Below are 26,587 nucleotides of genomic sequence, written 5' to 3'. Positions count from 1 at the left end.
GCTTATCAGATCAAAAAGAATTTTTTAGATTAATGTTATTTTACCTGTATATAAGATGAGAGAATATTCAAACCAACTATGACCTCTTGAACACTCAGTTGAGGAGCCAAAACAAGAAGCTCTTTAGTGAAACTTGAAACACCATCCAATAGTTATCCTATCAACTAATCGGACAACTTTGTCAGTATTTTTAGGTTACTACGGTTCATGGCACTTAATATTAACCATAGCCAAATTTTATTTTTATTCGAAGGTAATGATCAATCACTCAAATGTTCAAGAAATTGTTTCAAATCTTCACAATCTATATGAAACCTTCGCCGATACTTTTCTTAATCAAACACTTCAAGGAAATGTTTGAACCTATAACCGTTAGAATCTATAAAATGATAATTTTTGATTTATATTTTAAGAAAATAACATCATTGGATTTTTCTTAAAATATTAAGCCAAACACTATATCGTACGACTGTCACTTTTCTTTTTCAACAATTTCATCTATTAAACTCAAAAAAAAAAATCGATATATCCGTATAAAAATCATATTTTTATATTTTTCCTTTTATGTTGATGGTATAATAATTGTGGAAAAAACAACCTTGGTAGGCTTTTTACTTAGGGATAATCATGATTTAATCAATAACATAATCTGACTTAAGTAAATGAGTTGAACTCAAACTGAATCAGGAAAGAATTTGTTAGAAATAAGATTGAAAGCGTTCCAAGAAAAGTCACTACAGAAAAACTTCAAAAACTTGCCGATATTTTTGAAGTTACTACTGATTACTTGCTAGATATAAACTAGGCACTTGAACGGGCAGCTAAAAAGTCTAGTTGAACTTGAACAATTGCATGATTCAAAGGTTAGTATCGTATATGGCATAAACTCTTTTACCTGAGTAAAAACAACATACTAAAGATGTTCCGACTCGACTGCCCTATTCTGGGAGTTAAAAAATGATAGTGATAAGGAAAGTTACATTTTTTCTCTACAATTGTCTTTTAAAATCAGTATATAGCTTTTCAATTTAATTTTGGTAGTTAAGAATTATATTCAAAACTTTGTGGGGAAAGTTAAATTGTATGTACTTCTTTAATTATAAAGGCGACTATCGCTGCCTGCCTATAAACGGGAGTAATATATTTTTGGAGGAGAAAAAATGGCAAAGAACAAAGTTACAGGTGAAGATGGTAAAACATACGTTATGAAAGAGAAAAAGCCATTCTATAAAAGAGTTTGGTTTTGGATTCTAGTAGTGATTGTTGTATTTATCGTTGGTGGTGCATTAGGCGGTGGAAATGATAAAAAAGCTGCCAGCAAGAACGGTGGAGAAAAAGTCGAGAAAACTTCTTCTTCAACATCTGCTTCAAAAGAAGAAACAGAAAATTTCTACAACGTTGGTGATACCGTTAAAGTTGGCGATGCTGAATATACTTTAAATACAGTTGAACTTACAGATGAACGAAATCAATTTGATGAAACACAGCCAGCTCAAGTAGTTAAGATTACTTATACAATGACAAATAACGGTGATGAAGACTTACCTGTTGGCATGGATGTTGAAGTTTACGGTCCTGACAATAAAAAAGCTTCGACATATCCAAATGATAACACTATGGGTTCTGTTGCTCCTGGAAAATCAATGGACTGTACTGCTCACTTTGGTTTAAATCAGAACGGAGAAATTGAGGTTCATTTTAGCCCACTAGTTTCATTTGAGAAAGCGGCTAAATTTAAAGCGGCCGTTTAATGAAAAAAAAGAAAAGCCTCAGGGCTTTTCTTTTTTTATCTAGAAAGAACATACATTCAATTTCGATATCTATTGAAAGTAACCTTACTTCATTAGAAAAAATAAACTGATTTGAAAACAACGTATCAACCAATAATTTAGAGACATCAAAATATGATTGCAACAAAAAATGAACACTCTATTTTTTACTATAAACCGGAAAATTACTTGATTCACCATAGTCATCCATCATTTTGACTGATTTTAACTTTTCCAGATCTTTACTTGACAACTTAAAATCAAGTTCTCCATTCATTTTAATATGTTCTTTATTGGCAGATTTTGGCAAAGGTAACAGACCAAGTTCCAAACAATAACGAATCGCAAGTTGAGGAACCGAAACTTGATACTTTTCAGCTAACTCTTTTAGTTCCACATTTTTCATTAATTCACCGTGCCCTACAGGAGAATAAGCTTCAATCAAAATATCGTTTTTCTTACAAAAATCAATGAGGCCAAATGGGGTATTTGAGATATGTGCTAAAATCTGGTTGACTACTGGTTTTATTGTTGCATGTTTTAAGATATTTTCGATATCATGCTGGTTGAAATTGGACAATCCAATGGAGCGAATTTTTCCTTCTCTCACCGCCTCTTCTAACGCATGCCAGACTTCAATATTTTCTTCATCATAATTTGCTTCTCGAAATTCATCCCATGGTTGAGGGGCATGAATAATCATGAGATCAATTGTTTCTAATTCTAGTTTTGCTAAAGATTCATTGATTGATTTTGCTGCTGTATTGTACGTTTTATGCTCAGCAGCTACTTTACTTGTTAAAAAAATAGCTGAACGATCAATTCCAGAATCCCGAATTGCTTCTCCAACTCCACGCTCGTTTCCGTAAGCCTGAGCCGTATCAATATGGCGATACCCTAATGCCAAGGCATCTCCTACTACTTGGGTTACGACTTTATCATCAATCATCCACGTACCAAATCCAACTTTAGGTATCTTCATCCCATTATTTAACAGATAATTTTCTTGTAAAATCATTATTTTTTCTCCTTTAAATTTCTAGTTTGACGATTATTTTAAATTTAACTGCCAAATATTTCTTTTGCCATTGAAAAGGCGCTCCACGCTTTAGGCCAACCAGCATAGAAAGCCAGATGCGTAATCAACGCTGTGATTTCTTCTTTTGTGACACCATTTTCTTTGGCAATTTTGAGATGAGCTTCTAGCTGAGGAGCGCCCAATGCTAAAAGCGCGGAGCAAGTAATCATGCTGCGATCATGGGCAGATAATTCGTTTTCTTTTGCCCACACTTCTCCAAAAAGTACATCATCATTTAATGCTGCAAATTGTGGTGCAAACTCACCTAGTTGTTCTCTTCCTGCTGTCTGCTTTTTCATCAGAGTATTCCTCCTTTATTTAGTTAAATTTTCATACCATTGATTGTCCACTGGTTCTAACCATTCTGGAGTGCCGGCAGTAATTGCAAGATGCTCAAACCAGCTATCTTTCGTTGCTCCGTGCCAATGTTTAACACCGTCATGTGTCGTGATCACATCACCAGCTTTTAAAAGTTTTGCAGGTTTTCCTTCTTCTTGATACCAACCTTCTCCTCCAGTTACGAGTAATAATTGGAATCCATCATGGTGAATATGCCAATGATTCCGACAGCCCGGTTCAAAAGTCACATTGGCTACACCTACGCTAATTTTTGGATCAGAAATTAATCCTTGTAAGTAACTTTGTCCAATAAAATATTGTGCATAAGCATCATTTTTTTCGCCAATTGGAAAGATTACACCATTTTTCACTTCTTCATGTTTCACCATGTTTGTTTCCTCCATTCAAACATTCAACAATTTTATGAGCCAATGATTCTTGGGTTTCAAACTGCCAAATTCCTACTTCCAAATAAAAACGAGTTGTACGATTGATAAATTCATCGTACAACTCGTTTTTATTTGCGTCTAATGCTTATTGCATATACCTCTATGCCCCAAAAGCATGTTTGAAACGAGAAATAAATTCTTGAATAACCGGTGTTTGAATCCGTTCTTTCCACACTAACACACAGTTGGTCTTCACTTCTGGTTCCATAGGGATAAATACTGAATTTTCTAGCCGTCTTTTGGAAACAGCCCCTTCAATTGTGAGAGCGGCAGCTACTTTATTTTCTACCAGTGAAAAAATATTAAAAATCAAATTGAAATTTCCAACTATGTTTAAGTTTTCTAGAGCGGTGCCACTCCAAGTACTCAATAATTTTTGAATTTCCATCCGATTAGAACACAAAATAGGTAACCCAGCGATATCTTCTGGTTTTATTTTTTCATTATTTGAGATGACTAACTCCTTTGAAACTAAAAATCCCCATTTTTCTTCTCGTGGTAATTTTAAAACTTTTGTATTTTTAAGCGCAATTGGTTCTAATAGCACAGCTAAATCGACCAGACCTTTTTCCAAACGATCGCTAATATCATCACTTGTTCCTGTTACAATAGTAAAGTGGACATTGGGATAATCGCTGACCATTTCTTCTAACATCATCGCCACCGTATCAGAATTATCCGCCTCGACACAGCCAATTACAATTGTTCCTGTCAATTCTTTCTTTTTCTTATTGGAAAAAGCTTGCTCTAATTTGTCGTTTAGCTGAAGAATCTCCTCTGCTCGTTCTTTTAGAAAAACACCTTCCGGCAAAAGATAGAGCTGGTTTTTTTCTCGTTGAAACAGCGGCATTCCCACCTGTTCCTCTAATTCACGAATTTGTCTGCTTAAAGTAGGTTGCGTAATGTTCAATAATTTAGCCGCTCTAGAAATATTCCCTTCCTGTGCTACGGTCCAAAAGTACTTTAGTAATCTGATTTCCATGATAGACTCGCACCTTTCTTTTCCATCTTTATTATATCTGATTTTTAAAATAAAAATATTGTTTCATCATATGTATTATTTATCATCTTTAAAAAAATATGAATAGGACGAACAAAAGAGCCTGTCCTTTTCGTAAGCAAGTAAGCACATGCTTGAAAAGGCGGTTCCAAAACAGTAGTTTTTTTACTGGGAATCTTCACAAGAAACTATTATCTTCCTTATGCATACAATCCATCTTGCTTCTTCACTCCGCATCTATCAATTATTTCTCCGTCAATACTCTGTGGCTCTTCAAAATATATTCTTTAAATAGCGGTAATATCTTTTACTTTTCATGATATAAGTTTAGTCCTTTTTTCAAAAGCATCTAATCTATCATAAATTTTTTGATTCCTTTGTACTTTTTTATCGGGAGCACACCTTTATTAAAACATTGATTGCTTTGTTACCTTAGTGAGTCTGTTTTTCGATTGTATACACGACAGGGCATTTTCATGTAAAGTTGTTCAGCTAGATAATATTTTGCTTTATTCAATAATCCTCACTTGAGCGTGAAACAATGATTTAACAACCTTTCAATTCATTTAGAATGAAAAAACAGTGTATTCTATAAATAGTAATGATTTATTGATCGCTGATACCCATTTCTCAAAATTTAATTAGTCATCAGACGAACTATTTGGGACACTATTTAGCTTTTTAATAATCTCAGAAACAGTAAGAATTTGATTAATCCTATCAATGCCAATTCCACATGGTAGATAGTTCTCTTTTACTCTTACTGCCCGAAATTTTTTCCCACTAGATTTTGTAAATATCTCTGATTTGATCTTTTTACTCAGCAATAACTTTTTACTGTTTTCTAATAATGAAGACTCTTGACTAAGCAGAAAAACAGTCCCCAATTGAACGCCTGCCGCTCCTACTTGCAATTTCTGTTGTATGTCTTTATTTGTCATGATGCCACCAGCTGCAACAACTGGTATCTTAGTCATCGCTAAGGTATCTAAAAGTAAAGTTTCTAGTTTCGTATTTCCAATATGGCCCCCTGCTTCATTTCCCTCCACGACAATACAATCTGTCCCACTGTCAATTACTTTTGTTGCTTGGCGTTTGCTACCTACAACCGAAATAACTTTTCTGTTATTTTCCTGCAATTTTTGAATAAGACCTGGTTTAAATCCAGCGCTAAGACTCACAATAGGGATATTCTCAGAAAGAATTACTTCGATTAATTCATCGCTATTCACTTGTTGTAACATTACGTTACAGGAAAAAGGCCGTGTTGTTTTTTCTCTCACCTGTTGGATTTCCTTTTTTAATTGTTCTCCAGTAAGTCCATAAGAAGACAAGGTGCCTAAAGCTCCCTGATTTGAAACCGCTGCTACTAATGAAGAATAAGAAACTTGAGCCATTGCCCCTTGAATAATTGGATACTTCAAATCAAATAAGTCTTTAATCATTCTCTTTCTCCATAGAAAACGATACTTTCGCATTTGGTTTATAAACTTCGATTTTCAATCCATTAAGGGAAAAAATCTTTCCTGTACCCAGCTTGCTATAATTAGAAAGCTCATAAATACTTTGGGCAACTTCTTTAGGAGAACCTATTTTCCAATCGTCTGGGAACAATTCTCCCGTGTTCTTACAGTTTTGAGTAATTTTTTCGATAATTGGGCTTGTCATATCTGTCAAAGCTGCCGGAGAAATAGCATTTACTTCGATTTCATATTTTTTTCCTTCTATAGCTAGGCTTTTACTTAAGCCAATTAACCCTGCTTTACTCCCTGCATAATTGGCTTGACCAAAAGATCCTTCCAAACCAGATAAAGAGGTCATAAAAAAGATTGTTTTCCGTCCTGTTTGCTTTTTCATTTGTCGAAAGACCTCTTGAGTCATTCCAAAAGCACTCGTAAAGTTCACGGAAATGACCTCTGTCCATTCTTTTCCTGTCATCTTTCCAAAAGATTTGTCTTGGCAAATACCGGCATTAAAAATATATGTATCGATTCGGCCAAATTTTTCAATAACTTCTCGAACAAACTTCCGACTTAAGTCTTCATTACGAATATCTAATGTTTTTACGTGCAACTTGTCTTCGGGAAAATCTACATAGGTTTCTCTTAATGATTCGGTATTGATCTTTTCACTTGAGAAAGTAGCTACAGAATAGCCATTTAGCAAATAGGTCTCTACTAATCCACGGCCGATTCCTTTTGTACCTCCAGTTATTAACGCGACTTTATTCATGTTCAAAAACACCTTCTCCTATTTTTTTATTGAAAGACCATACCTCGAACTGTTGGTTATCACTTAAATATACGCTTATTTCTTCGCCAACCATGACCTTTTCTAAAAAATAATAAGTATATTTTCCAGTGATATTTAGGTTCAATTTTCTTTCAATCAAGCCTTCAATTCGAGCCATTAATTGAATTCCAAACACCACACCTGTATTATGAACAGGATTCTTATCCTTAGAAAATTCTTGATATTTTTGTATGTCTGTCAGAGAAAAACTAAAGGTTCCCAGCAGTCCGAACATAGATCTTGGTTTGGCATTCTCCATAGAAAATCCCCTCCTTTTTAATCGTTAATAAGTATGTCCAAAAAGCAATGCTCGTTTTTTGCTGAACTTCTACTTTTTCAAGTGTAACTTCATAAGTTTGGTCTAATATGATTTTCTTTTTGATAACGACAGTTTGTTCTACTAATAAGTGCTCGTATTTTTCTAATTCTGAAACAGAAAAATAGCGCCACAATGTCAATAGGAAAGACTTGGGCCATTCTTTTCCTTCGTAATGAACTATGGCTTTATATTCAGCTATTTCATCTTTCCCAATTAAAATATTTTTACTGACTTTCATTGTGAACTTACCTTCCTAAGCATTAAAGTCGTTCCCTGTCCACCACCAACACACATCGTCACAAGTCCCTTTTTTAGATGGTCTTTTTGTTGTAATTCACTCATTAAACGCCTGACCAAGATAGTCCCTGTAGCACCAAAAGGATGACCATAGGCTAAGGCACCTCCAGATACATTTACGCGATTCTCTGGCCATTTTTCTAATTGAAAACATGCTAAAACTTGTGCTGCGAAAGCTTCATTTAATTCAATCCGATCCATATCTAATAAGGTCATTTCATTTTTCTTGAGCAGTTTTTCAGTAGCATAAATTGGCCCTAAACCAAATTTTTCAGGCAAAACACCAATTGATGCCCCATCAATAATTTCGAATAGAGGATTCAATTGATGTTCTAGACAATAACGTTCACTAGCGAGAAGTAAAAAAGCTGCCCCATCACTTAGGGGAGAGCTGTTCCCTGCAGTCAACGACCCTCCTTGACAAAAGGCTGAGGGCAAAGCACTTAATTTAGCAATAGTTGTTTTAGGTCTAGGACACTCATCTTCATGAAATTGATTGAAAGAAATAATTTCTTTTGAGAATACCTTGGCTGATTTAGCCTTTTGATAGTTCATTTGACTTTCATAAGCATATTGATCTTGCTTCAAACGATCAATCTGTAGACCTTCAGCTAATTTTTCGCAAGCAATTCCCATTGCAGGATCTCCGTATTCTGGAATACTTAAAGGAGCGCGTTCTAAAATGAATGGATTGCGACCATAGAGACGTGTGGGTCGCTCAATCAGCCATGGAGCACGACTAGTACTTTCCACACCACCACAGGCAATACACTCAGCCATTCCGCTTTTAATTTTTGCAGTGGCGACTAAGATACTCTCCAATCCTGAAGCACATTGGCGATCTATAGTAAATGCGGGGACAGTGATATCTAAACCCGATACCAGAGAAATTCGACGACTTACATTTCCTCCACCGCCAATGACATTGCCAGTAATTACCTCATCCACCCTAGTTAATTCATTTCGATTCAGTAATTTTTTTAATAATGTCCCCCCTAACAGTTCGGGTAATACTTCAGAAAACATACCACCATATTTTCCAATAGGTGTTCTTGCACCATCGATTATATAGACTCGTTCCATTTTATTTCTCCTGTATAGATTTTTTTCTTTCCACTTTCGTTATATTGAATTTCTTGGACTGAAAGTAAGGTATCAATTTTACCTTTTCGATAACTGTTTGCTTTGATAAATTCATTAATTGCACTCAATGCAAGAGGTTCATCTTTCCAAACAACCTCCGCCAAAACACGTTCGCCCAATTCTGGGTCAGACACACCATATATCAAAGCATCCTTAATTTGGGGTAACTGTAAGACTATTTTTTCCAGATAAGCAGGAAATATTTTTTCTCCTTTTCGGTTAATACGTTTATCTTTACGTCCAAAGTAAAAAAGAACCTTTTCATATTTCCCCAAATCTCCAGTTTTAATCGTTTCCTCTGCTAAGATGATCTGTCCATTATTTAAATAGCCTTGAAAATTCATGGGACTTTTCACAGCAATTTCCCCAATCGAATCGTCAGCGTCTAGAATCGTCACTTGCACTTTAGGAAAGAAATTGCCTAGGCAATTTCTTTCTGGAAGCTGCTGATTATTGTAACTAATAAAACTTGTTTCTGATGTTCCATAAAAATCAAATAATCTTGCTTCAGGACATTTAGAGGCAAACGTTTTTCTTTGATTTTCTGTGACTGACTCCCCACCCAAAATCACATCAAATGTGCCAAACATTGGCTTCTCCATTTTTTCAATCCAATAGTTAAAAACCGTCGGTACTGAGAAAATTTGACTATCATTGAGAACAGCCGGATTTGATGCAAGACTACTTATTTTTCTTATTCCTAATAAATAAGTTTGTCCTGAACATAATGTTTGTAACAATGTATAAAGACCTAATGAATAATGAAGTGGCGTCAAACAGGTCACATAGTTTTTTTTTGCAAAAACGGGGACTGAATGAAAAATGTTGAAACTGTTAAGCCAGCTTTTTTGATTACGAATAAACCCTTTTCTCTCTCCCGTTGTTCCAGAAGTAAATCCGATAAAAAGTGTGTCTTCTGGAAATAAGATGGGCTTATTATTTGTTTGAAAATGACAAATTTCTTTCGTCCATAAAATAGAAGAGGAAAATTCACCTATAAGTTTGTTTACCTGTTCTTCTGGTCTTTGATTTGAAATAGGAACAAAAATTTTTTTTGCCAAGATACAAGCAATTAATTTATAAACGGTTTCCGGACACTCATCCATAGGAATAAAAACAATCCGTTCTTCTTCTTTTTGAATTTTTTTCTGATAAGAACGACTCATTTGTTGTAGTTTCCCATAATTAATGAATTGCTCATGATAAATGATAGCTGTTTTTTCTTTGGATATATTGGAAAAAGGAATCATTTAGCTTCTCCAGAAACAGTATATTTTTTTAGTCGTTGGTAAATAATAGCCGCGATTATCGATTTTCCAATGTCGATTGGAACAAAAAAAGCTGCCATTTTTAACCCTGTCCACAAAGACTGATGACTAAAATAAGCTAAAGTGAAGCTCCCCAAAATATTGATGAACAAGGCACCACCTACGATAAAAGCTAATAATATTTTCCAGTAAGTGTCACTACCAATTTTTTCCAACATGGGACAAATTATAAAACCGCAAAGTAAAAATCCAATCAAAAAACCGCCACTAGGACTAAATAAAACTGCTAAGCCACCACGACCGCCAGAAAGGATTGGCACACCCATAAATACTAAGGCTAAAAACATGCCAATCGTGATTGTTCCATATTTCTTGCCTAAAAATCCAGCAGTCAACATAATAATCATATTCTGTAAAACAACTGGAACTCCAATAGCTGGGACAGGAATAGCAATCATCCCAGAAACGATGATTAAGGCTAAAAATAAAGCCATTTTTGTCAATATTTTTACATCAAATTCCCTTGTAGATTTCATCTTTTTATCCATATCACACTTCACATTCCTCTATATTAAGTTTATTGACCTAATCCAATTCTTCTTCCGGATGCACTATTTTAAATTTCTTTTATTGTTCGTTACATCTGGTTAACCAAATAAAGATTAAAAGTTAACGAAATAGTAGCATAGATTTTCTGTGCTGACAATCGGATTTTGAATTTAAACCTTTTTAAAGAAAATGACTTATCCTTTCCATTAGTAATCCCCTCATTGATCGAGACCGCCTAAAGGATTTGGTAGAGCAATCTATCTGGACATGCTGTAATTGAGTGAGAATAAATAAAAACTTAACTTTGCTTGCTGAGTAATTGATTTAACGCCCCTTAGCGCTATATCGAATTGATCAGACAAGCGTATTCTGATTGGGCACAACGTTAGAGAAATCTGACAGAAGTTCTAGAAAAAGCTAGTGAAAACAAGTGCCCCTTTCCGTCACACAATAAAATTTTCTCACGCAAAATTATAGAAAAATGTCATAAGTAAATCACTATTCTTAAATCATGAAAAAAAAGTTACTAACAAACTTGGGAAGTGCAACTACTTTTTGATACAAAATAAAAAGAGCAACTCAATTTGATCTTGATAATCGGTAATCAACGGGGGAAAGATACCCCAATTTGGCTAAAATTCTATTATTATTCCAAAAATAGATGTATTTTTCAACGATATCGATTACTCTAGTATTAGAGCTTATTGGCTCTTTTGTGATGTAGAATGTTTCAGACTTTAGTGAGGAATGAAACGATTCTATTGGTGCGTTATCTGAAGGAGTTCCCTTACGGGACATACTTTGGATAACGTTTTTTTGTTTGACTAAATCACAGAATTTTTTTGCTGTATACGTAGATCCCTGATCACTATGCAAAATAGCTTGTTTTGGTAGATCGTCTAATTGATTAAATGTATCAATCGCTAAATTGGTATCAGGATGTGAAGATATCTTGTACGCAACGATTTCACTGTTAAACATGTCCATAATCGTTGATGAATAAAGCATATTACTTCCGAAAGGAAGGTACGTAATATCTGTCGTTAATTTTTGTAAGGGGCGTTTGGCATTCCAATTCTTTTGGATAAGATTGTCAAAAGCTTTGTGCTGAGGACCTGTATGACGATATTTTTTGATTTTTGCTATACAATTCCAGCCTCTGTGTTTCATAATACGCGCTACTTTGTTAATACCAATCACGAGTTCACGACTCAAAAGGGCATGTATTTTTCGATAACCAAATAAAAAATGATTTTCTTAAACCAATTGATGAATTCGTTCTTCGACAGATGTTAAACTTAAAGGTTTCAGCTTCCTGTTTCTATAGAAAGTACTTCTTGATAATCCAAATAACCGTGTCAACTTAGAGATTGACAACTGTTTTTTATGCTTTTCAATGAAATGAATAATGTTTTCTTTTGTCACCACCTTTCTTTTGAAAAGAATTTTTTTATCAATTCTAACTCTTTTTCTTTTTCCTCTAGGACTTTAGAGATAGAGAGTTCTTGTTCTATGGGACGCCCCGAAGAAGCTTTTAAGCGATGAATTTCTCCGTTCAAATACCACTTCTTCCAAGTGTATATTGTTCCTCTTCCTGGGATATTGAATTCTTCTCGCAGAGAAGAAGGTGACTCTCCTTCCAATAAACGCTCAACAATTTGAATTTTTAATGTTTCTGGATAATAGTTATGCTTTGCCATTAGAAAAACACCTCCAAATTTATTTTACTAAATTTGAGGTGCTCTTTTTTAATTGTATCTAATTATAGTGTCAGTTCCGATCAAACAAAAATTTCTTTTTCATATAGTACCTCCTATTTATTCGGATTGTATGCCGAAACACCAGTAACAACACCTAAGAAAGTAGCAATCGCATTAATGGTTAAAACTGCCATGTCGGCTCCTTGCCAGCCCTATGCTTTCCCCAATGTTGCGACTAAAACAGAGGCTGCAGGTAATAGCGTCAGTACGCCCCATTTGATTACGTTGTAATATTTGTCTGGTAAAATCATAAAACTATCCTCCTATAATTTTGTTAAAAAATAGCCAATCATATAACCCCAAGACCATTTGTTATTAGCTTTCATTTCTCTAATATCATCAGCATTGTTCAAAGCAATAGAATAAGCTTTTTCAGCTTGATCTTTTGCAGTTTCTGCTTTTTCTCTTAGAGCTTCATAGTTATCAAGTTTAGTTTCAATACGAACCAAATGCTCGACAACATCTTGCACTGCCTCATCTTTCACTTACTCACCAACTTCCATAGAAAAAGACGTACTCAGTTGAGCACGTCTTAATTTTTATTCTATTATTTTTTTTATTTCAGTCATTTTATCTTTGTAGTATTCAGTTTCATAATGATTATAAGTCAAGCCGTCAGGAGATTTCGCTGAAGCCCTATACTTTCTATTATCTGTTTTCACGATATGGGCACGGGGAAATTCATTTTTTAAAATATTAAAAAATGCTTCTGAAATAATATTTTTATTTCTTATCTCAGATGATCGTTTAACAAATTTTTTAATTTGCTCTTTCTCATCAAAATACTCGGTTGCAAGTACAACATGATTCAAAATTAGTTTTTCCTCTGGCAGAATATTCAATATTTCTTTTCTGAATTCGTCTACTGCTTTTTTGAATAATTCATTATATTTTCCAAAACTATTTAGAGGAGCTAACGTTTGAAACTTTCTACCGTTTAAGAAGGATGTTTTATTCGAAACATAATTTGAAAATGTTACTATTTTATCACCTTCCAAGAAGCAAATACCTCTATCTATATCAGCGTAAATATCCAAAATTAAATAGTCTATGTCCAAGTTTTTAAGGTTGTAAAAAAATGAATTTTCAAGTTCATTTTTGACACTCGTTTGAACTGATTTTGGTTGATTCACAAAAATATCGTGGGAAAATTTTTCTACTTGCTTTTTTTGTGTAATAGCAATTAAAGATGATTGAAATTGTGTGCCTGTCACGTCAAAAAAATCTTTATAATTTTTATTGAAATACTCAGTTGACGTAAAAAGTCTTCTGCTATAACAAGAACCTAAAACGAATATCTTAGTTCGATATGTTGACTTAATTAGCGCTTCTCCAAAAACCCCTTTTGAGATATTGCTAGTTTCATCTTTAGGAGAGAATACACGATACGCGGCTTCATTTTCTCCAACAAAAAAGCTAGCTACTTGATTACTATTCGTAAAGAAATTATCTAAGTAATCTTTTTTTACACTGAAAGTAATTGTGTTATTTTTTATATTGCATTGTGTTAAAAGCATACTTAAATTCAGCATAGATGGATTACTATTTTCAATTGAGACAAACAAGTTGGTAACCGGTAATCTTGCTCGAGACAAATTAAAGTCAACTTGAAAAAGGTAAGAATCATCTTCAACAATAAATTTTTTTAAAACAAATCTGTTTTTAGATCTTATATATATTGATTTACTGCTAAACTTATTTTTATAAATTTTAGCTTCAAAAACACTACTTATGTCAAAATATTCGTTATTTGTATCTTTTATATCGTCTTCATCATCTTCAAAATCAAGAATATCTCCTTCTTTTAAGTTTTTTGTATTATTGATTTTTAAATGTCCATCAAAATATTCTATGTCAAAAGTATCACCATCATCGTGAAAAAAAACATTTTGAATTTTTCTTCTATACGCAACTTTTTTCAAAAAAACAACTCCTAAAAAATATATATTTACATTTTATCATACAAAATAATTAAGAGTTCGTTTCGTTAGAATATCTCCAACCATTTGCATCTGTACTCTCTCCTTTTGCTACTACGCCATCTATCAAAATACGATTTGCTGGCAATGTGTGTCCCGTATCACCATTTAGTCGATAGGCTTCTTGAATCGTGAATGAAGATGTAATTGGTTTATGAATAATCATAGTTCCTAAACTGACATATTTTGTTGGCATGTCCGGTATAGTACGAGAAAGAGCAGCAGAAAAACTGTAAGTTCCTGCCTGTGTTAATCCGGCTAACGTTGAGATGTCAGAAGAAGCAGTAACTGCTAAGCCTCCGGTCTGCTCCCAATCTGACCATGTAGGTGTACGATTTATATCGAAATTGACCGTAAATTTACGATTTGAGGTATCAGTAAGCTCAACAATCGCTCTCGAAGCTTTTCCATTGCTCGTCGAGCGGATGTAGACCCAGCCCGTCAACGTAGATGCTCCATAAGGCGTATTTTTGACGGTGTTTGCCGTAACAATGAAATAAAAACCTGCCGTAGTCAGATTCTGAATTGTCTCAAATAAATTTTTGTCTGTTCCAGACAGATCAATTTTAGAGCTTACGTTTGGTCTTGTAGATTGCAAAATGGAATACCCTAAAATTTCCATAAAGGGATTTTTTGTTTGCAACGGTCGGCTACCATCAAATCATCAAGAGCTATCCGTACCATTAGCACTGACGATATGCTCGTTGACGAACTAAAAAAAGCAAAAAAAGACAAATGGAAAATCGATTAAGATATGGAAATCATTACTATGAAAGTAATTTTGTATGCACAAAAGAAAACGGTGAACCAGTAACGCCAAATTCTATTAAATGGTCTGCAAGTAAAATAAAGAAAGATTTGAACATAAAGTTTAATTTCCACTCGCTATGTCATACACACGCAACCATGTTACTAGAAGATGATATAAAACCAAAAATTATTCAAGAACATCTGGGACACTCACGCATCTCAACCACTATGGATACCTACGCTCATGTTACAAAAAAAATGAAAAAAGATACTATAGATATATTTGAAACAATGTTAAAAGACAGTATGATTTAATTTTCCCCATACAGCCGTGGAAAAACGCAACAAAAAGGGTCTAGCCCAATGGCTAGACCCTTTGCTATTTCTTCGGCTCATCCTCATCCATTTTCGATTCCGACAACTAGCCTATAAAACCCGGTATATCAACATCGAAAATTCAAAAATCGGCTAAAAACGGCTCGTGACAGTAATTTGACAGCAGTAAATCGCAAAAAAAATTACACTTCAAATTTGGTAAATTCATCTGCTAAAGTTTGGTTGGTATCGGGATAAAGATGCCCATATTTATCTAAAGTTGTCTTAACAGAAGAATGTCCCAACCGCTTTGAAACAGCATAGATATTGTTATTATGTTCAATCAAGAATGCCACATGAGAATGCCGTAATCCATGTAAGTGAATCGGTTTGACGCCTGCAACTTCAGCTAATTTTTTTACTCGACCTAAAAAAGTCTTTGGAGATGGCGGCAAACCATCAAAGGTAAAAATAAATCCCAAGTCATCCCCAATCGTTTTTTGAGACTCTTTCCATTTCCTCAAGTCTTCTATCGTTTGCTTGTCTAAAGTAATCGTTCGGATACTTGAAATATTCTTAGTATCTGAGAAATCATAATCCGTTCTTGTTCGAATGTAGAGTGATTTACTCACACTACAAGTTCCTTTACGAAAATCAATATCTGGCCATTGTAGCGCAAAAAGTTCTTCACTTCTAAGTCCTGTCACGAATAAAAAGCGCATCATTCGTTTATAAAAGGCTTCTTGGAAATCACAGCGATAAGAACAATTGTATACTTTCTTAAATTCATCAACAGTCCAAAAGGCCACAACCGATCGCTGGGTTCTGATTTTCCCAATAGTGTCTACCGGATTCTCATCAATGACTTCCAAAACCACCGCACGTTTAAAAATAATCCGTAACTTATTAAAAATCTGTTTAATATAATTGTTCGAAAGCGGACGTATTTTCCCTTCTTTATTCGTGACAGAACATTCTTGAACAAGAAATTGTTGAAACTCTTGAATATGAATTGGTCGAATCTTTTCCATTTGCATTTTTCCAAAATAAGCTAAAGCACGTTTTAAAGTCTTATCGGTTTTTACGTAGGTTTTCTCAATCGTCCCAAGTTTATACCATGGAAAAAAATACTTCTTATAAAATTCACGAAAAGTAATTCCTTGTAAATAAATTTCTTGAGAATCAGAATAATTCTTTTTCAATTCCTCCATCGCATCTTTTGCTTCTTTTTGCGATTTAAATCCTCTTCTAGTGGGTTGAATTCTCTTTCCGAAACGATCGTAACCCAAAGTTAATGAAAAATACCACGTTCCTCTCTTCTCGTCTTTGTACACATTTGCAACTCTTCTCATCAGTATTCATCCTCCCAAGAAATGTGTAAGACCTCTTCAATGACACTCACGGGTATCCTTTTAATCTTGCTATTGCGATAAAAAGAATACCCATTAGTGACTAAAAGAGCTTTGCATTCCCTGAAGATCTTGTCAGCGTAATACCGTGAAAATCCCAACTTAATAATATCTTGCCGAGTGGCTGTCTTCATTCTACCGCCTTCTCTTTCCTACGTCAGCGCCTCACGAAAAAACATAAGTTACAAATTATAAAAAACATTTATTTATCTACCAGCTGCTCATGTCAAAAAGCACATAGGATTTTCACCTCTCCCCAGTGATGGCGAGCCAATTTGATTACAGAAGTATCATTATTGCATTTGCAGATCATGGCTCGAATTTGACGATTCTTCTCTCAATTATTTATCGCTCCGATTACTCATCATGACGTAATTGAGAAATGCTCCCTGCAAATGGAAAGTACTGGTAGTTTTTGTATTCAATTTTCAAAGATCAATTATCTTTACACTAATAAAGACAATTGAAAATACAAAAAAGCAACTCTCTTTGGAAGAAAGTTGCTAACCGCCTCATTCTTATTAAGAATAGACAAAATAATTCAAATAGATATCCTTACCTAAACTTTTCTTTTATATAGGCCGCTCTTTTTTCTATATCTGGATAAATATTTCCTTGGTTAATACCCATTTCTTCCAATTGCTTACGCAATTTTTGCTTTTGATGAACAAGGAACTATATATCTAACTAATTCTTTATTAACCTTGTAAGCAAATTTACGGTTTAAACGTTGTAGATATCCCGATTGTTCTTTTTCTATTTTTTTATGAAACGTTGACTTATTTGTAAATCCATAACTAATAAATGCTCCTGACTGATTCATAATACGATCATTATTTTTCAAGGGTAAGCATATATTAAATTCAAAAAGATCATTTGGGTCTAAAACATCTGAAAAAAATACTCCTGATTTTCTTGCTTCGTGCATTAGCTTCTTTACACAATTTAATTCCTTAAATTTATCTACTCTTTGCTTTTTATCTAACTCATATATTTTATTTGCACAAGCATGAATTTCTTTTTTCAAATCATATGGTAAAAACGCTAAAGAGTTTTGGATTTCAACAGTATCACTTGAAAATTTCTTTATTCCCTTTTTTTGCGCTGAAAAAACAAGTACTTCCCCATCTACATATTGCGAATTTTGATCTGTAATAGTTGTAGAAAAAAATAAGGCAGATAATATGTTGGAACTAATATCCAGCAATCGCGTAGGTAAACTAAAATGCTGCATTTCTGTCAATATTTCCAAGTGGTTCTTTAAATTGCTAAAGTTCTTTGAACTAACAGTCTGGAGCTCTGAATATAGATCATTTTCGTTTTTATAATATTTTTCTGATCTCATTATTGACGGAATAGCTTGAAAGTTTAGATTCTCATGACCCCTAAAAAAATAACTTCTTTCCTTTTCATCATCTAACTCAGAGAGGGCGCTCGTACTAAAAAAAGCAATAGCATCTTCTACAGTATTAATAATATTTATTTTTGCATCTTTTCTAATTAAATATTTATTTTTTACGTAATAATGTTTACTAATCGTTTCATCTTGTAGAAAGTTATTTGTTTTTTGTAATTCCTCGATCATTGTTTCCGTGGGAGGCTTGTGTGCACGTTCGATACACTGATTAACAAACACCTTTTTCAACTGGTCAACTGTTTCTTTTTCATTACTTACTTTCTCCGTAATCCTCCTATCTGCTTCATTTTCAAAATACTTTCTTTCAACATCAATAAAAGAATCAAAATGGATTTCACTATGTTTTTGCATCCTCATAAAAACTGTCTCCTCTGACAATGGTTTCATATAAGTTATGTATTCATTCATCCACATGGCAGAATAACGATAACTTTTTTCTTCAGTAGTAAATCAGGGGTTTAAGTAATCATCTTGATATTCTTCAAGAAGCGTTGCTTTTTTCCTACCCTCTAGCGCTCTAATTCTCTCACCGATAAATGACTTAATTTCAATAAACTCTAATCCAATAAGAAATTTTTGAGTTAATAAAGTCGTCCAGAATCTGATCTCCTCATCCAGAATTGGAACATAACTCCCACTCCAAAAATGTGATAAAGGACTGAGTGATAGTTTCTTGAAATCTTCAACATTCTTATTATATTTTAGAAATTCAGCAATATAATCAATCTTATCTTCAATACTTTGGTTTGACACAAATACAGAAAATATTTTTCTTATTACTTCAAAATCATTTGAATTATCGCTAATAAAGTTCAGTACCCATCTCTTGATATGATCATTTCTAATTGAGTCTTGTCCTTTATCAACTGGGAAAAATGTTTCATGTTTCTCATGATTAAAATAGAAATCATATAAGGGAGCAACGATGTTCTTATATGCAATATCAATCAGTTCTTTATAATTATCTAGTAACCAAACCTTTTTGAAAATTTCTTTATCAAAAGTATCATGAAAATTTGTTATATCTACCTGTTTTGTATAAACTTGCCAGAATGTTGAATCTAACTTAATAATTTCCATTAATATTTCTCCATGAAAATCAATTTTAGAAGAAAAATACATTTTTTCAAGAGTATCAATATCCTTAGAGAAGACCTTAACTAGCTCCTTAGGTTTATTGTAAAATTCTATTAAAAATAAATGTGCTATTTCGGAATTATTTACTGATAAACTAGCAATTAATCTGCTTGCTTTTTGAACAATCTGTTGGTCTACACTTAAAAATTTTAGCAAATCAGAATATCTTGGAATATTAGGATTTAACTTATCTCCTTCTTTTTCAATGTGTTCCAACATAAGAGTAATTTGACTTGCTGAAATAAGCTCTTCAGGTAAACAAGTCCAAATAGTATTCAGCCAACTACCTTTATTGATAAAATCAAACTGATTTATAAAACTGTATGTTCTATCAAAGCCAACAAGTTTCAGCAAATCAAGTGTTACACCAGATAGATAACCTGAAAAGGGAGCACCCGCTTCAAAATATAATGTTAAAATATCTACTAATTTTGAGCTACTAATATTTCTAACAATAATTGATAGATTTTCACCTGCTAAATAAGTATCTACTAAGTTAATACTCTCCAGTTTCTTGGCTACAGAAAATAAACACGTATAATCTTCTAAAGTATAACTACTTGTTTTGTTTTTTATTTCTTTAAATTTTTTTTCCCTATTCTCAGAAAGTCTTTCAAATCTGCCATTAGAAATTATTATTTTACAATATTGAAAATCTTTATTGCTCTCATATTTTTTGAAACTATCATCAATAATCACTTTCAAATCTTCAGCATATTCCACCCATTTATGAGAGATTAGACTCTGTTCAAAAGTGTAATCTACCCATGTGTCAATAAAGTATTTTTTTACTTCTAGCATATCAAACTCAAAAATAGAATTGATATCACTTTCAACCCCATTCCAATGATATTTATTTAGAATTTCATGGATATCATTTTGATAGTTTTTATGTTTGTATAGTTCTGAAAGAATTTCCCAACACAAAGACCTCAACTTTTTACTTCCCTCTGTAAAAAGAACTAAGAAATGACCCACAATTATTGAATTTAAAGAATCGCCTTCACCTGTATAAGTTCCTGAGCACATTAAACACTTATCAATTATTTTGAGTAATAGAAAATCTACATTTTTATTTTGTGTTTTTCGAAGATTCCAAATTTGTTTGAGCAATAGATATTCTTCCTCATAATCTGTAATATGAGAATATTGATCGTATATTAATTCTTCGAAAGCAAAATAAATATCCATAAAGAAATCTGGACGTCTATCTAGCAAAATAATAATTAACTCAATTGCTTCTTGAAAATACTCAGATCTTTTATAACCAGAAAGAATTGATACATCTGGTGAGTTTATCACCTTGTAGTTCTTTTTTTTCTTGAAATATTCCTCCGATATTTCGAACGATCTTCGAGGATAATTATTAATTCTATTTTTTAAAATACTAAGAGACTTAACAAAATCCAAACCATAAAATGTTTCAAGATATAGATCCTGCTCATCATCAGATGCCTTATTCCACTGAGATAATATTTGACTAGATAAATAATCTTTTGTCTCTGGTGAAGGAAATATATTGAATAATGTATTAATTGTAGAAACAATTTGGTTTCTATTAGTATTAAATCCTAATTCTAATAGACGTGAAATACTGATTAATTTTTTTTCTATTAGAGAATACTCTAATATATAATCTTTGAAGCTCTGGTCATTAACCTTTACGATTTCATCGAGATAATAATCCACCATTTCTAATTGGTGGAGTTCCAAACTAATTCTTTTAAAATCACTCCAGCTAATTTTGAATTCTTGAAGTAATTTTGCAGCAAAGCCATCTTCATTTATCTTTACTGTACCAAGAAGTGAGATGACAAGCAGAACCTCTGGAAAGCTTGATTTGTTGAATTGTTCATCAAAAATTTGTCCATAATAGGCTTTAAATATTCCTGTTGGATCATTCACATTGTTTATGTCTTTAATTGCAGATTTCCCAGCGAAAATAGCTAAACGAATATTATTTTTTGAAATTTTAACTATTCTATCTTGAAACATTCTATTAGTTATCCCTAGACTTTCTTCAAGAATTTTTCGGACCTGATCGCTAGTCATGTTAGATAGTTTTTTTTCATGAAATAAACTGTGCTCAGCTAAAATTCTACTTATCTTTCTCTTTTCATAATCTCTAACTGTAGCCACTAAACGAATTTCCTTTGCTCCAGAAAAGTCTCGTACAAAAGCAATAATTGCACGGATATCAGTGGTATTATTTATATCATCCAAGAAAAACAAATATTTTCCTGGCTCTGAAGAAGCTATTGTGAAGTCGTCATAAAGGGATTGTCCATTACTTTTCACACAAAAAACATGATAATTTTCATTTTCGAATTTTTTACAAACTTCAAGTACCAATTTTGATTTACCAACACCAGAAGGACCACTTACTAAAACCACGTCATTCTTTTTAATAGCATTAACTAATTCTAGGTATTCCTCATCACGAAATTTGAAGTTAATATTGAGCGGTGCAGTCATACCGCCTTTGTCATAAGCATCAACAAAATCAGAAATTAAAAAAATCTGACCTGAGTCAATTTTTATACCTAGAAAATCTTTAGCTATTCCTTGATACATCGGACGATTTAGATCTTGAACAATTGTATCCAAACCAATTAATTCAATCTCGGCCTCATCACTCAATTGTCTAAACTTCTTATCCTCAGCAGTTGTAATATTTGTTGATGTGTGGCAAATAATTATTTTCCGAATGTCGCTACTTGGTACTTTTTTCAAATTATCCTTTAAACAATCAATAATATCATTTTCAATTTTACTTTTATACGATTTTTGATGTCCATACATTATAAATGTGTACGTTCCATCTTCGTGCCGGACATAACTGTCCGGCACACCAATAGTTGTCTTGTTTGTTCCTTCTTGAGCACCTAGAGAGTGAATATTTCCTAAATGATATTTTTTATATAAATAAGCATCACAAAGCCCTTGAAATGCGCCTCCTTCCATTTCTATAATCTTTTGTTGTAACAAATTGATTCGTGTCATGGTTGTTTTTCAACTCCTTATAAAAAAAAGAGGCAGTTTCTGTATATGACCCTACTTCGAACCTCCTCCCATTTCATTTTTTCATCAAATATTATTGACCAAAACTGTAGCTAACTTCGCCTAAATATTTCAATCTTTTTAGTTCATTAAAATATTATATAAATGATAGATTCCATATGTTGTAAATCAATTTAGCTGAAGTGTAGTTATCATATAGTTCTTAAATGATTCATTCTTCCAAAAACCTATTCGTACGCCATCAATACCCCTGGTTAGCAAAATATAATAGATGTTCAATACAAACAGTGTAAATTCATTTTTGTTTTCCGGATTAGCATCATTCTTTGAAAATTTACCATTTACATTGTGGAAATTATCGGGATTACCAAAAAGACGTCCTGACTCATCGACTTGTAGATCATTTCCAATCAGTACACCGACTTTATTCAAGTCAATTCCTTGAACAGCAAAAACCGATCCGATCTGGTCCTCTGCATCGGAATCTTTCGAATTAATCCAGTTTTCTTGTGTAGAATTCCATCGTTTGTGAAGATTCCCTTCGTGCCAATGGGTAATCTCTGGATCCTTACCATCTGATTGTTTCCAAGGTTCAACCAATCCCCCCAAGACTCTATTAACATGATCACTATGATAATTTCTGTCATCTTCTACCCAATCAAACAAATTAGCTAGAGGGTTATCTTCAAAAAATCCGAAATAGGCATCGATATCCCTATCGCAAAATACTGAGCGGTCAAAATTAGGATTATAATTTGTTTCTGATAATAAGTCGGTATCTTTATATAGTAAGTATTTAATACCATTTATATAGTCATCTGAACTATACGATTTACCTTCAGGAGCTTGAATTCGAAATTGTGTAGTCAGATATTTCTTTTCGAAATTTTCTGTAGCTCTACTAAACTGCTCTCGAGTCATATTCGCTGGTCGAATTGCTTGCAAAACATCGTACATCAGAATAAGTTGCTTACCAATTTTTTTCAGAGGCTCTAGGTGATTATCATCTGAGTTGAATCTATCTTTGTATACATTATTGAACGAAGCCATTTGTTTAGCATATTTTCGTGATAACTTATGAGACTCATCAACAACCACTACATCAAAGTCCTTATTCTGATTAATCAATTGAGTAGAAGTTGCTACAGTAAGATTTTTTCCATTCATACCATACACTTTGAAAATTTCTTGAGCTGTCTTAATCCAATTTGGTTGTACAACTACAGCAATTGTTTTATCAGATTGCTCATCCAAAAATTTTGCAACCAAATGCGTCAATAGAACCGTTTTTCCCGTTCCAGCATCTCCATTGATTACAAAGTTCTTTTCTGGGTTTGCAAGTATTTCATTGATAAGATCCATTTGTTGTTGGGTCAATTCTTTTATTGGACTATATTTAACCAAAGCTTGATTTCTAAGTTCATCAATAGTAGGTGTTTTTACCCAACCTTTACTATATAGCTCCTCCCAAAAAGGTAGAATAACTTCAGTAGCAATAGCCTCACGTTCTTTATAACTATTCGTGTCGTTCCCCTTAGTAAGATTGATTACTTCACTGGTTTCATACTCAACTAAATTTCTTCTTGATTTAGAATTATCAGCTAAAAAATAAGTAATAAGCTGATTCTCAACATCATTTAAAGCAGAGCCATTGAACAGCGCAGAAAAAAGTACGATAACTTGATCAAAGTTTGCATCATTAAATTTTTGTTCAGTGCCGTTATAATGTTGCTCATGTCTAGTTTTAAAGTGTTTTGACTGACCGATATACACTTTATTGGACTTCGTACTTCTATAGATATAAATAATATCCCCTTTTTTTAATTTTTCTTGTTGTACTTTCCGTAATTGATTAAATCCAAAAAGCGTTGTTCCTTCCACATCCAACATAATATAGGCATATTTCGCCATCCGATACCCACCTTAATATAATCAAATTTTCTTTACTCTAAACTAAATAATTAGAAGTTAGTATATTTCGTTTTTGATCCTTTACTCTTACTGATTGGATATTTCTGCTGATTTTTGATTAATTTTTCTTTTACTACTTGCTCGATGTCCAAATTTAAATTATCTGCCAACATAAAAGAATAAATTAAAACATCGGCTAACTCATCCTTTAGAGCAAGCAGATTCTCAGTTCCCTCTTCTGCTGTTTTCCATTGGAATAACTCTAACAGTTCACTAGCTTCCAAAGAAATCGAAATAGCTAAATCCTTTTCATTATGAAATTGCCGCCAGTCTCTCTCATCACGAAATTTATTAATTAATTCGGTTAATTCTTGAATCTCTGACATAATTGAACCCACCTATCTTTTTATAACACTCATAACATGGTCTTCGGTATCCTTATCATTAAACCACAAGAAAATCCCTTTTCTTGCTCTTGTTAATAAGACATAGTATTGGTTTAAAAAAATCTCCAAAACTTCATCACATGCTGCTTCAGAGTAATTATGTGAACTTAAAAAACGTTCAACCTGCTTAACAAAAGTTTGATCTTTAACTTTTGCAAGATCAAAAACCCACTTGCTAAGGCTTTTATCCCACCGTAAATCATCATACCAAATGAAACCCGTGTAATCATAATCCAGTCCTTGTGCTGTATAGACGGAACCAACCTGATTAAATGATGTTTCGTCAGCATCTTTATACCAATCGTACTGATTCCTCATGGGGTTCCACTGCTTTTGAAATTTCGTTCCATCTTTATCTCGAATCTCAATATCATTCCTAATAGTAAGATTATTTTTAGATTTCCAAGGCCAATCATAAGGCGCAAACCATTTTGTAGTTTCACCTAATTCTTTCATCTTTAATAATTGCTCATCGATTACTTTCAAAGAGTGTGATAACACAATATCAAAGGTGTTGTTTCTTGAAGTTACTTTTTTACAATCAAACAGTAATTTATGAATTCTATCTACATAATCCCCCTGATTTCCTGATCTCTTTTGAACGATTAAATTGAAGATAACTGGTTCAATTCCTAACCTATATAGTGCCTTTTGATAATTTAAAAGCGTCCCGACTTCCTCTAATAAAACCCTTTGATGATCATCTTGTAGAAATACTACAATTTTGGGGCTTTTACTGTAGCTAAACAAACTCTTAATAGTCTTATTGATATCAGTATCTCTATGCGCTTCGTCAACTACAACAAATGAATAGTCCTTCAACGCAATACCATTCAAATATGGAATATGTTGCATCAAACCTGCTTCATTTTTAACTACTTCTCGTAACATTTTACTTTTAGCAAAAGTAAAGACCATATCATTAGTTTTTAACCCATGTTGCTGAGCGAGAAAAAGTAAGTGAATACCTATAATTGTTTTTCCAGTGCCAGCAGCACCTCTTATAATAATTGCCGTATTTCTATGGTTTTGAATGAATTCTTTAAATAACTGGCTTATTTGTGCTGAAATTTCAATTTGATCTGCCAACATAATCGCGTTATCTTTTTGATTGAGGACACTCCGCAAACCGTTAAAGCCAACTTGTCCAATAATATATTTTCCCTCAAGAAACTCTGTAGCGACTTGCTCTCCGTTTATCGTTACATCGAAATATTTTTTTAGGTGATTAACTAAAAGTTGCTCCTCTCCTTTAACAAAAAAACCGACAGATAATTTTTGATAGTCTTCATACATTTCAGAGAAAAAGGCATTTTTGTCTCCAATAAAATTATGTAAATATTGAATTGCATATAAATCGATTTTTTTATTGGCAACAATTTCATGATGGGCTTTTAAATCTCGTGTATAGTTCACTGTCTGGTAAATCGGATGTAACCTATACTCATTTCTATTTCCGATACAAACATTCACATTCGTTTTTTGTTTCTCGATATTAGGCGCAAGTTTTTCCCACTGTTTTAACTCAACAATAATTGCAGTAGGCTGCTGCTGATTAGAATAACCAAAGATAATAGCGTCAATTCTTCTATCTGCAGTTAGTGAATATTCAGCTACTAGCCACAAATTGCCAAAACCTTGATCATTAAGAAGTTGAATCAATAAGTATAAGGAATTTTTCCAGGATAATTGTTCTTGAATTGAATGATCAATATCGACTTGAAGCATGTTCTCTACTAAATCTTCACAAGATAAACGTGCTAACTCCGATATTTCGCCATTAAGCAAGCAACCCATTAAAACTGCTCCTCTCTAAAAATATATATACTTAATTATACGCTTCATATCGCTTTCAGAAAAGATTAACTCGATGGAATTATATTTACATATGATGGATTAAATAGGTAGAATGATACTCCTCTAAAATTCATAAAGTATA

Annotated in this window: 23 protein-coding genes and 3 pseudogenes; 2 read left to right on the top strand and 24 right to left on the bottom strand. The window is 33.2% G+C overall.

Annotated features, from left to right (window positions below; translation table 11 throughout):
* Positions 1-1,160: 1,160 nt before the first annotated feature.
* Positions 1,161-1,751, top strand: a complete 591-nt coding sequence (locus IGJ76_RS06055) for a DUF4352 domain-containing protein (protein ID WP_071869339.1) — start codon at positions 1,161-1,163, stop codon at positions 1,749-1,751.
* A 178-nt stretch (positions 1,752-1,929) separates the two neighbouring features.
* Here the strand turns inward: IGJ76_RS06055 and IGJ76_RS06050 are convergent, their stop codons facing one another.
* From IGJ76_RS06050 to IGJ76_RS05970, 17 genes and pseudogenes are all read right to left on the bottom strand, one after another.
* Complete coding sequence (locus IGJ76_RS06050) at positions 1,930-2,787, bottom strand: aldo/keto reductase (protein ID WP_218658227.1); 858 nt, start codon at positions 2,785-2,787, stop codon at positions 1,930-1,932.
* 44 nt (positions 2,788-2,831) lie between these two features.
* Positions 2,832-3,146: a carboxymuconolactone decarboxylase family protein gene (locus IGJ76_RS06045; RefSeq protein ID WP_071869340.1), complete on the bottom strand. Its 315-nt coding sequence runs from the start codon at positions 3,144-3,146 to the stop codon at positions 2,832-2,834.
* A 15-nt stretch (positions 3,147-3,161) separates the two neighbouring features.
* Positions 3,162-3,575 (bottom strand): cupin domain-containing protein, encoded by a 414-nt coding sequence (locus IGJ76_RS06040; RefSeq protein WP_086270972.1) that lies wholly within the window; start codon positions 3,573-3,575, stop codon positions 3,162-3,164.
* Between the two features lie 160 nt (positions 3,576-3,735).
* Positions 3,736-4,617: a LysR family transcriptional regulator gene (locus IGJ76_RS06035; RefSeq protein WP_218658226.1), complete on the bottom strand. Its 882-nt coding sequence runs from the start codon at positions 4,615-4,617 to the stop codon at positions 3,736-3,738.
* 659 nt (positions 4,618-5,276) lie between these two features.
* Positions 5,277-6,080 carry an NAD(P)H-dependent flavin oxidoreductase gene (locus IGJ76_RS06030; protein WP_067481824.1) on the bottom strand — a complete coding sequence of 268 codons (804 nt, stop codon included), beginning with the start codon at positions 6,078-6,080 and terminating at the stop codon, positions 5,277-5,279.
* On the bottom strand, positions 6,073-6,867 hold the full coding sequence (locus IGJ76_RS06025) for an SDR family NAD(P)-dependent oxidoreductase (RefSeq protein WP_197485197.1): 795 nt from the start codon (positions 6,865-6,867) through the stop codon (positions 6,073-6,075). Before IGJ76_RS06025 ends, IGJ76_RS06030 begins: the two co-directional genes overlap by 8 nt.
* Positions 6,860-7,186: a hypothetical protein gene (locus IGJ76_RS06020; RefSeq protein WP_140444191.1), complete on the bottom strand. Its 327-nt coding sequence runs from the start codon at positions 7,184-7,186 to the stop codon at positions 6,860-6,862. The genes IGJ76_RS06025 and IGJ76_RS06020 overlap by 8 nt, the downstream gene beginning before the upstream one ends.
* A complete protein-coding gene (locus IGJ76_RS06015) occupies positions 7,137-7,484 on the bottom strand; it encodes a hypothetical protein (protein ID WP_067481818.1) in 348 nt (115 codons plus the stop codon). Before IGJ76_RS06015 ends, IGJ76_RS06020 begins: the two co-directional genes overlap by 50 nt.
* Complete coding sequence (locus IGJ76_RS06010) at positions 7,481-8,626, bottom strand: thiolase family protein (RefSeq protein ID WP_311817800.1); 1,146 nt, start codon at positions 8,624-8,626, stop codon at positions 7,481-7,483. Before IGJ76_RS06010 ends, IGJ76_RS06015 begins: the two co-directional genes overlap by 4 nt.
* Positions 8,608-9,936 carry an AMP-binding protein gene (locus IGJ76_RS06005; protein ID WP_270345514.1) on the bottom strand — a complete coding sequence of 443 codons (1,329 nt, stop codon included), beginning with the start codon at positions 9,934-9,936 and terminating at the stop codon, positions 8,608-8,610. Before IGJ76_RS06005 ends, IGJ76_RS06010 begins: the two co-directional genes overlap by 19 nt.
* Positions 9,933-10,490 carry a biotin transporter BioY gene (locus IGJ76_RS06000; RefSeq protein ID WP_157729249.1) on the bottom strand — a complete coding sequence of 186 codons (558 nt, stop codon included), beginning with the start codon at positions 10,488-10,490 and terminating at the stop codon, positions 9,933-9,935. Before IGJ76_RS06000 ends, IGJ76_RS06005 begins: the two co-directional genes overlap by 4 nt.
* Positions 10,491-11,082: 592 nt before the next feature.
* Positions 11,083-11,745, bottom strand: a pseudogene (locus tag IGJ76_RS05995) (IS3 family transposase); the annotation flags it as partial.
* A gap of 179 nt (positions 11,746-11,924) precedes the next feature.
* The gene (locus IGJ76_RS05990; RefSeq protein ID WP_075492146.1) at positions 11,925-12,203 is read right to left on the bottom strand and encodes a helix-turn-helix domain-containing protein; all 279 of its coding nucleotides are present in this window, start codon (positions 12,201-12,203) and stop codon (positions 11,925-11,927) included.
* Positions 12,204-12,316: 113 nt separating this feature from the next.
* Positions 12,317-12,514, bottom strand: a pseudogene (locus IGJ76_RS05985) (phage holin).
* A gap of 12 nt (positions 12,515-12,526) precedes the next feature.
* Positions 12,527-12,748, bottom strand: a complete 222-nt coding sequence (locus IGJ76_RS05980) for a hemolysin XhlA family protein (RefSeq protein WP_071868435.1) — start codon at positions 12,746-12,748, stop codon at positions 12,527-12,529.
* 54 nt (positions 12,749-12,802) lie between these two features.
* Positions 12,803-14,185, bottom strand: a complete 1,383-nt coding sequence (locus tag IGJ76_RS05975) for a DUF6270 domain-containing protein (RefSeq protein ID WP_071868436.1) — start codon at positions 14,183-14,185, stop codon at positions 12,803-12,805.
* 49 nt (positions 14,186-14,234) lie between these two features.
* A complete protein-coding gene (locus IGJ76_RS05970; RefSeq protein WP_143139918.1) occupies positions 14,235-14,840 on the bottom strand; it encodes a hypothetical protein in 606 nt (201 codons plus the stop codon).
* A gap of 75 nt (positions 14,841-14,915) precedes the next feature.
* On the opposite strand from IGJ76_RS05970, the pseudogene IGJ76_RS05965 reads away from it, so the two are divergent.
* Positions 14,916-15,307, top strand: a pseudogene (locus IGJ76_RS05965) (tyrosine-type recombinase/integrase); the annotation flags it as partial.
* 203 nt (positions 15,308-15,510) lie between these two features.
* Here the strand turns inward: IGJ76_RS05965 and IGJ76_RS05960 are convergent.
* The 7 genes from IGJ76_RS05960 to IGJ76_RS05930 form a co-directional block, all read right to left on the bottom strand.
* Complete coding sequence (locus IGJ76_RS05960) at positions 15,511-16,659, bottom strand: site-specific integrase (RefSeq protein WP_081123808.1); 1,149 nt, start codon at positions 16,657-16,659, stop codon at positions 15,511-15,513.
* The gene (locus IGJ76_RS05955; protein ID WP_016171849.1) at positions 16,659-16,850 is read right to left on the bottom strand and encodes a DUF3173 domain-containing protein; all 192 of its coding nucleotides are present in this window, start codon (positions 16,848-16,850) and stop codon (positions 16,659-16,661) included. The genes IGJ76_RS05960 and IGJ76_RS05955 overlap by 1 nt, the downstream gene beginning before the upstream one ends.
* Before the next feature lie 509 nt (positions 16,851-17,359).
* The gene (locus IGJ76_RS05950) at positions 17,360-18,490 is read right to left on the bottom strand and encodes an FRG domain-containing protein (RefSeq protein WP_430596825.1); all 1,131 of its coding nucleotides are present in this window, start codon (positions 18,488-18,490) and stop codon (positions 17,360-17,362) included.
* Positions 18,491-18,583: 93 nt separating this feature from the next.
* The gene (locus tag IGJ76_RS05945) at positions 18,584-22,273 is read right to left on the bottom strand and encodes an ATP-binding protein (RefSeq protein ID WP_081129552.1); all 3,690 of its coding nucleotides are present in this window, start codon (positions 22,271-22,273) and stop codon (positions 18,584-18,586) included.
* 186 nt (positions 22,274-22,459) lie between these two features.
* Positions 22,460-24,202 (bottom strand): DNA/RNA helicase domain-containing protein, encoded by a 1,743-nt coding sequence (locus tag IGJ76_RS05940; protein ID WP_430596824.1) that lies wholly within the window; start codon positions 24,200-24,202, stop codon positions 22,460-22,462.
* A 50-nt stretch (positions 24,203-24,252) separates the two neighbouring features.
* A complete protein-coding gene (locus tag IGJ76_RS05935; RefSeq protein WP_159723536.1) occupies positions 24,253-24,588 on the bottom strand; it encodes a nucleotide pyrophosphohydrolase in 336 nt (111 codons plus the stop codon).
* Positions 24,589-24,600: 12 nt separating this feature from the next.
* Entirely contained in the window at positions 24,601-26,445 is a 1,845-nt protein-coding gene (locus IGJ76_RS05930; RefSeq protein ID WP_430596823.1) for a DNA/RNA helicase domain-containing protein, read from the bottom strand.
* Positions 26,446-26,587: the final 142 nt, after the last annotated feature.

Source organism: Enterococcus sp. DIV0175 (genome assembly GCF_050529075.1).
Lineage (GTDB): Bacteria > Bacillota > Bacilli > Lactobacillales > Enterococcaceae > Enterococcus_B > Enterococcus_B thailandicus.
The sequence above is the reverse complement of the archived record's forward strand: the minus strand, read 5'-3'. Positions and strand labels throughout refer to the sequence as shown.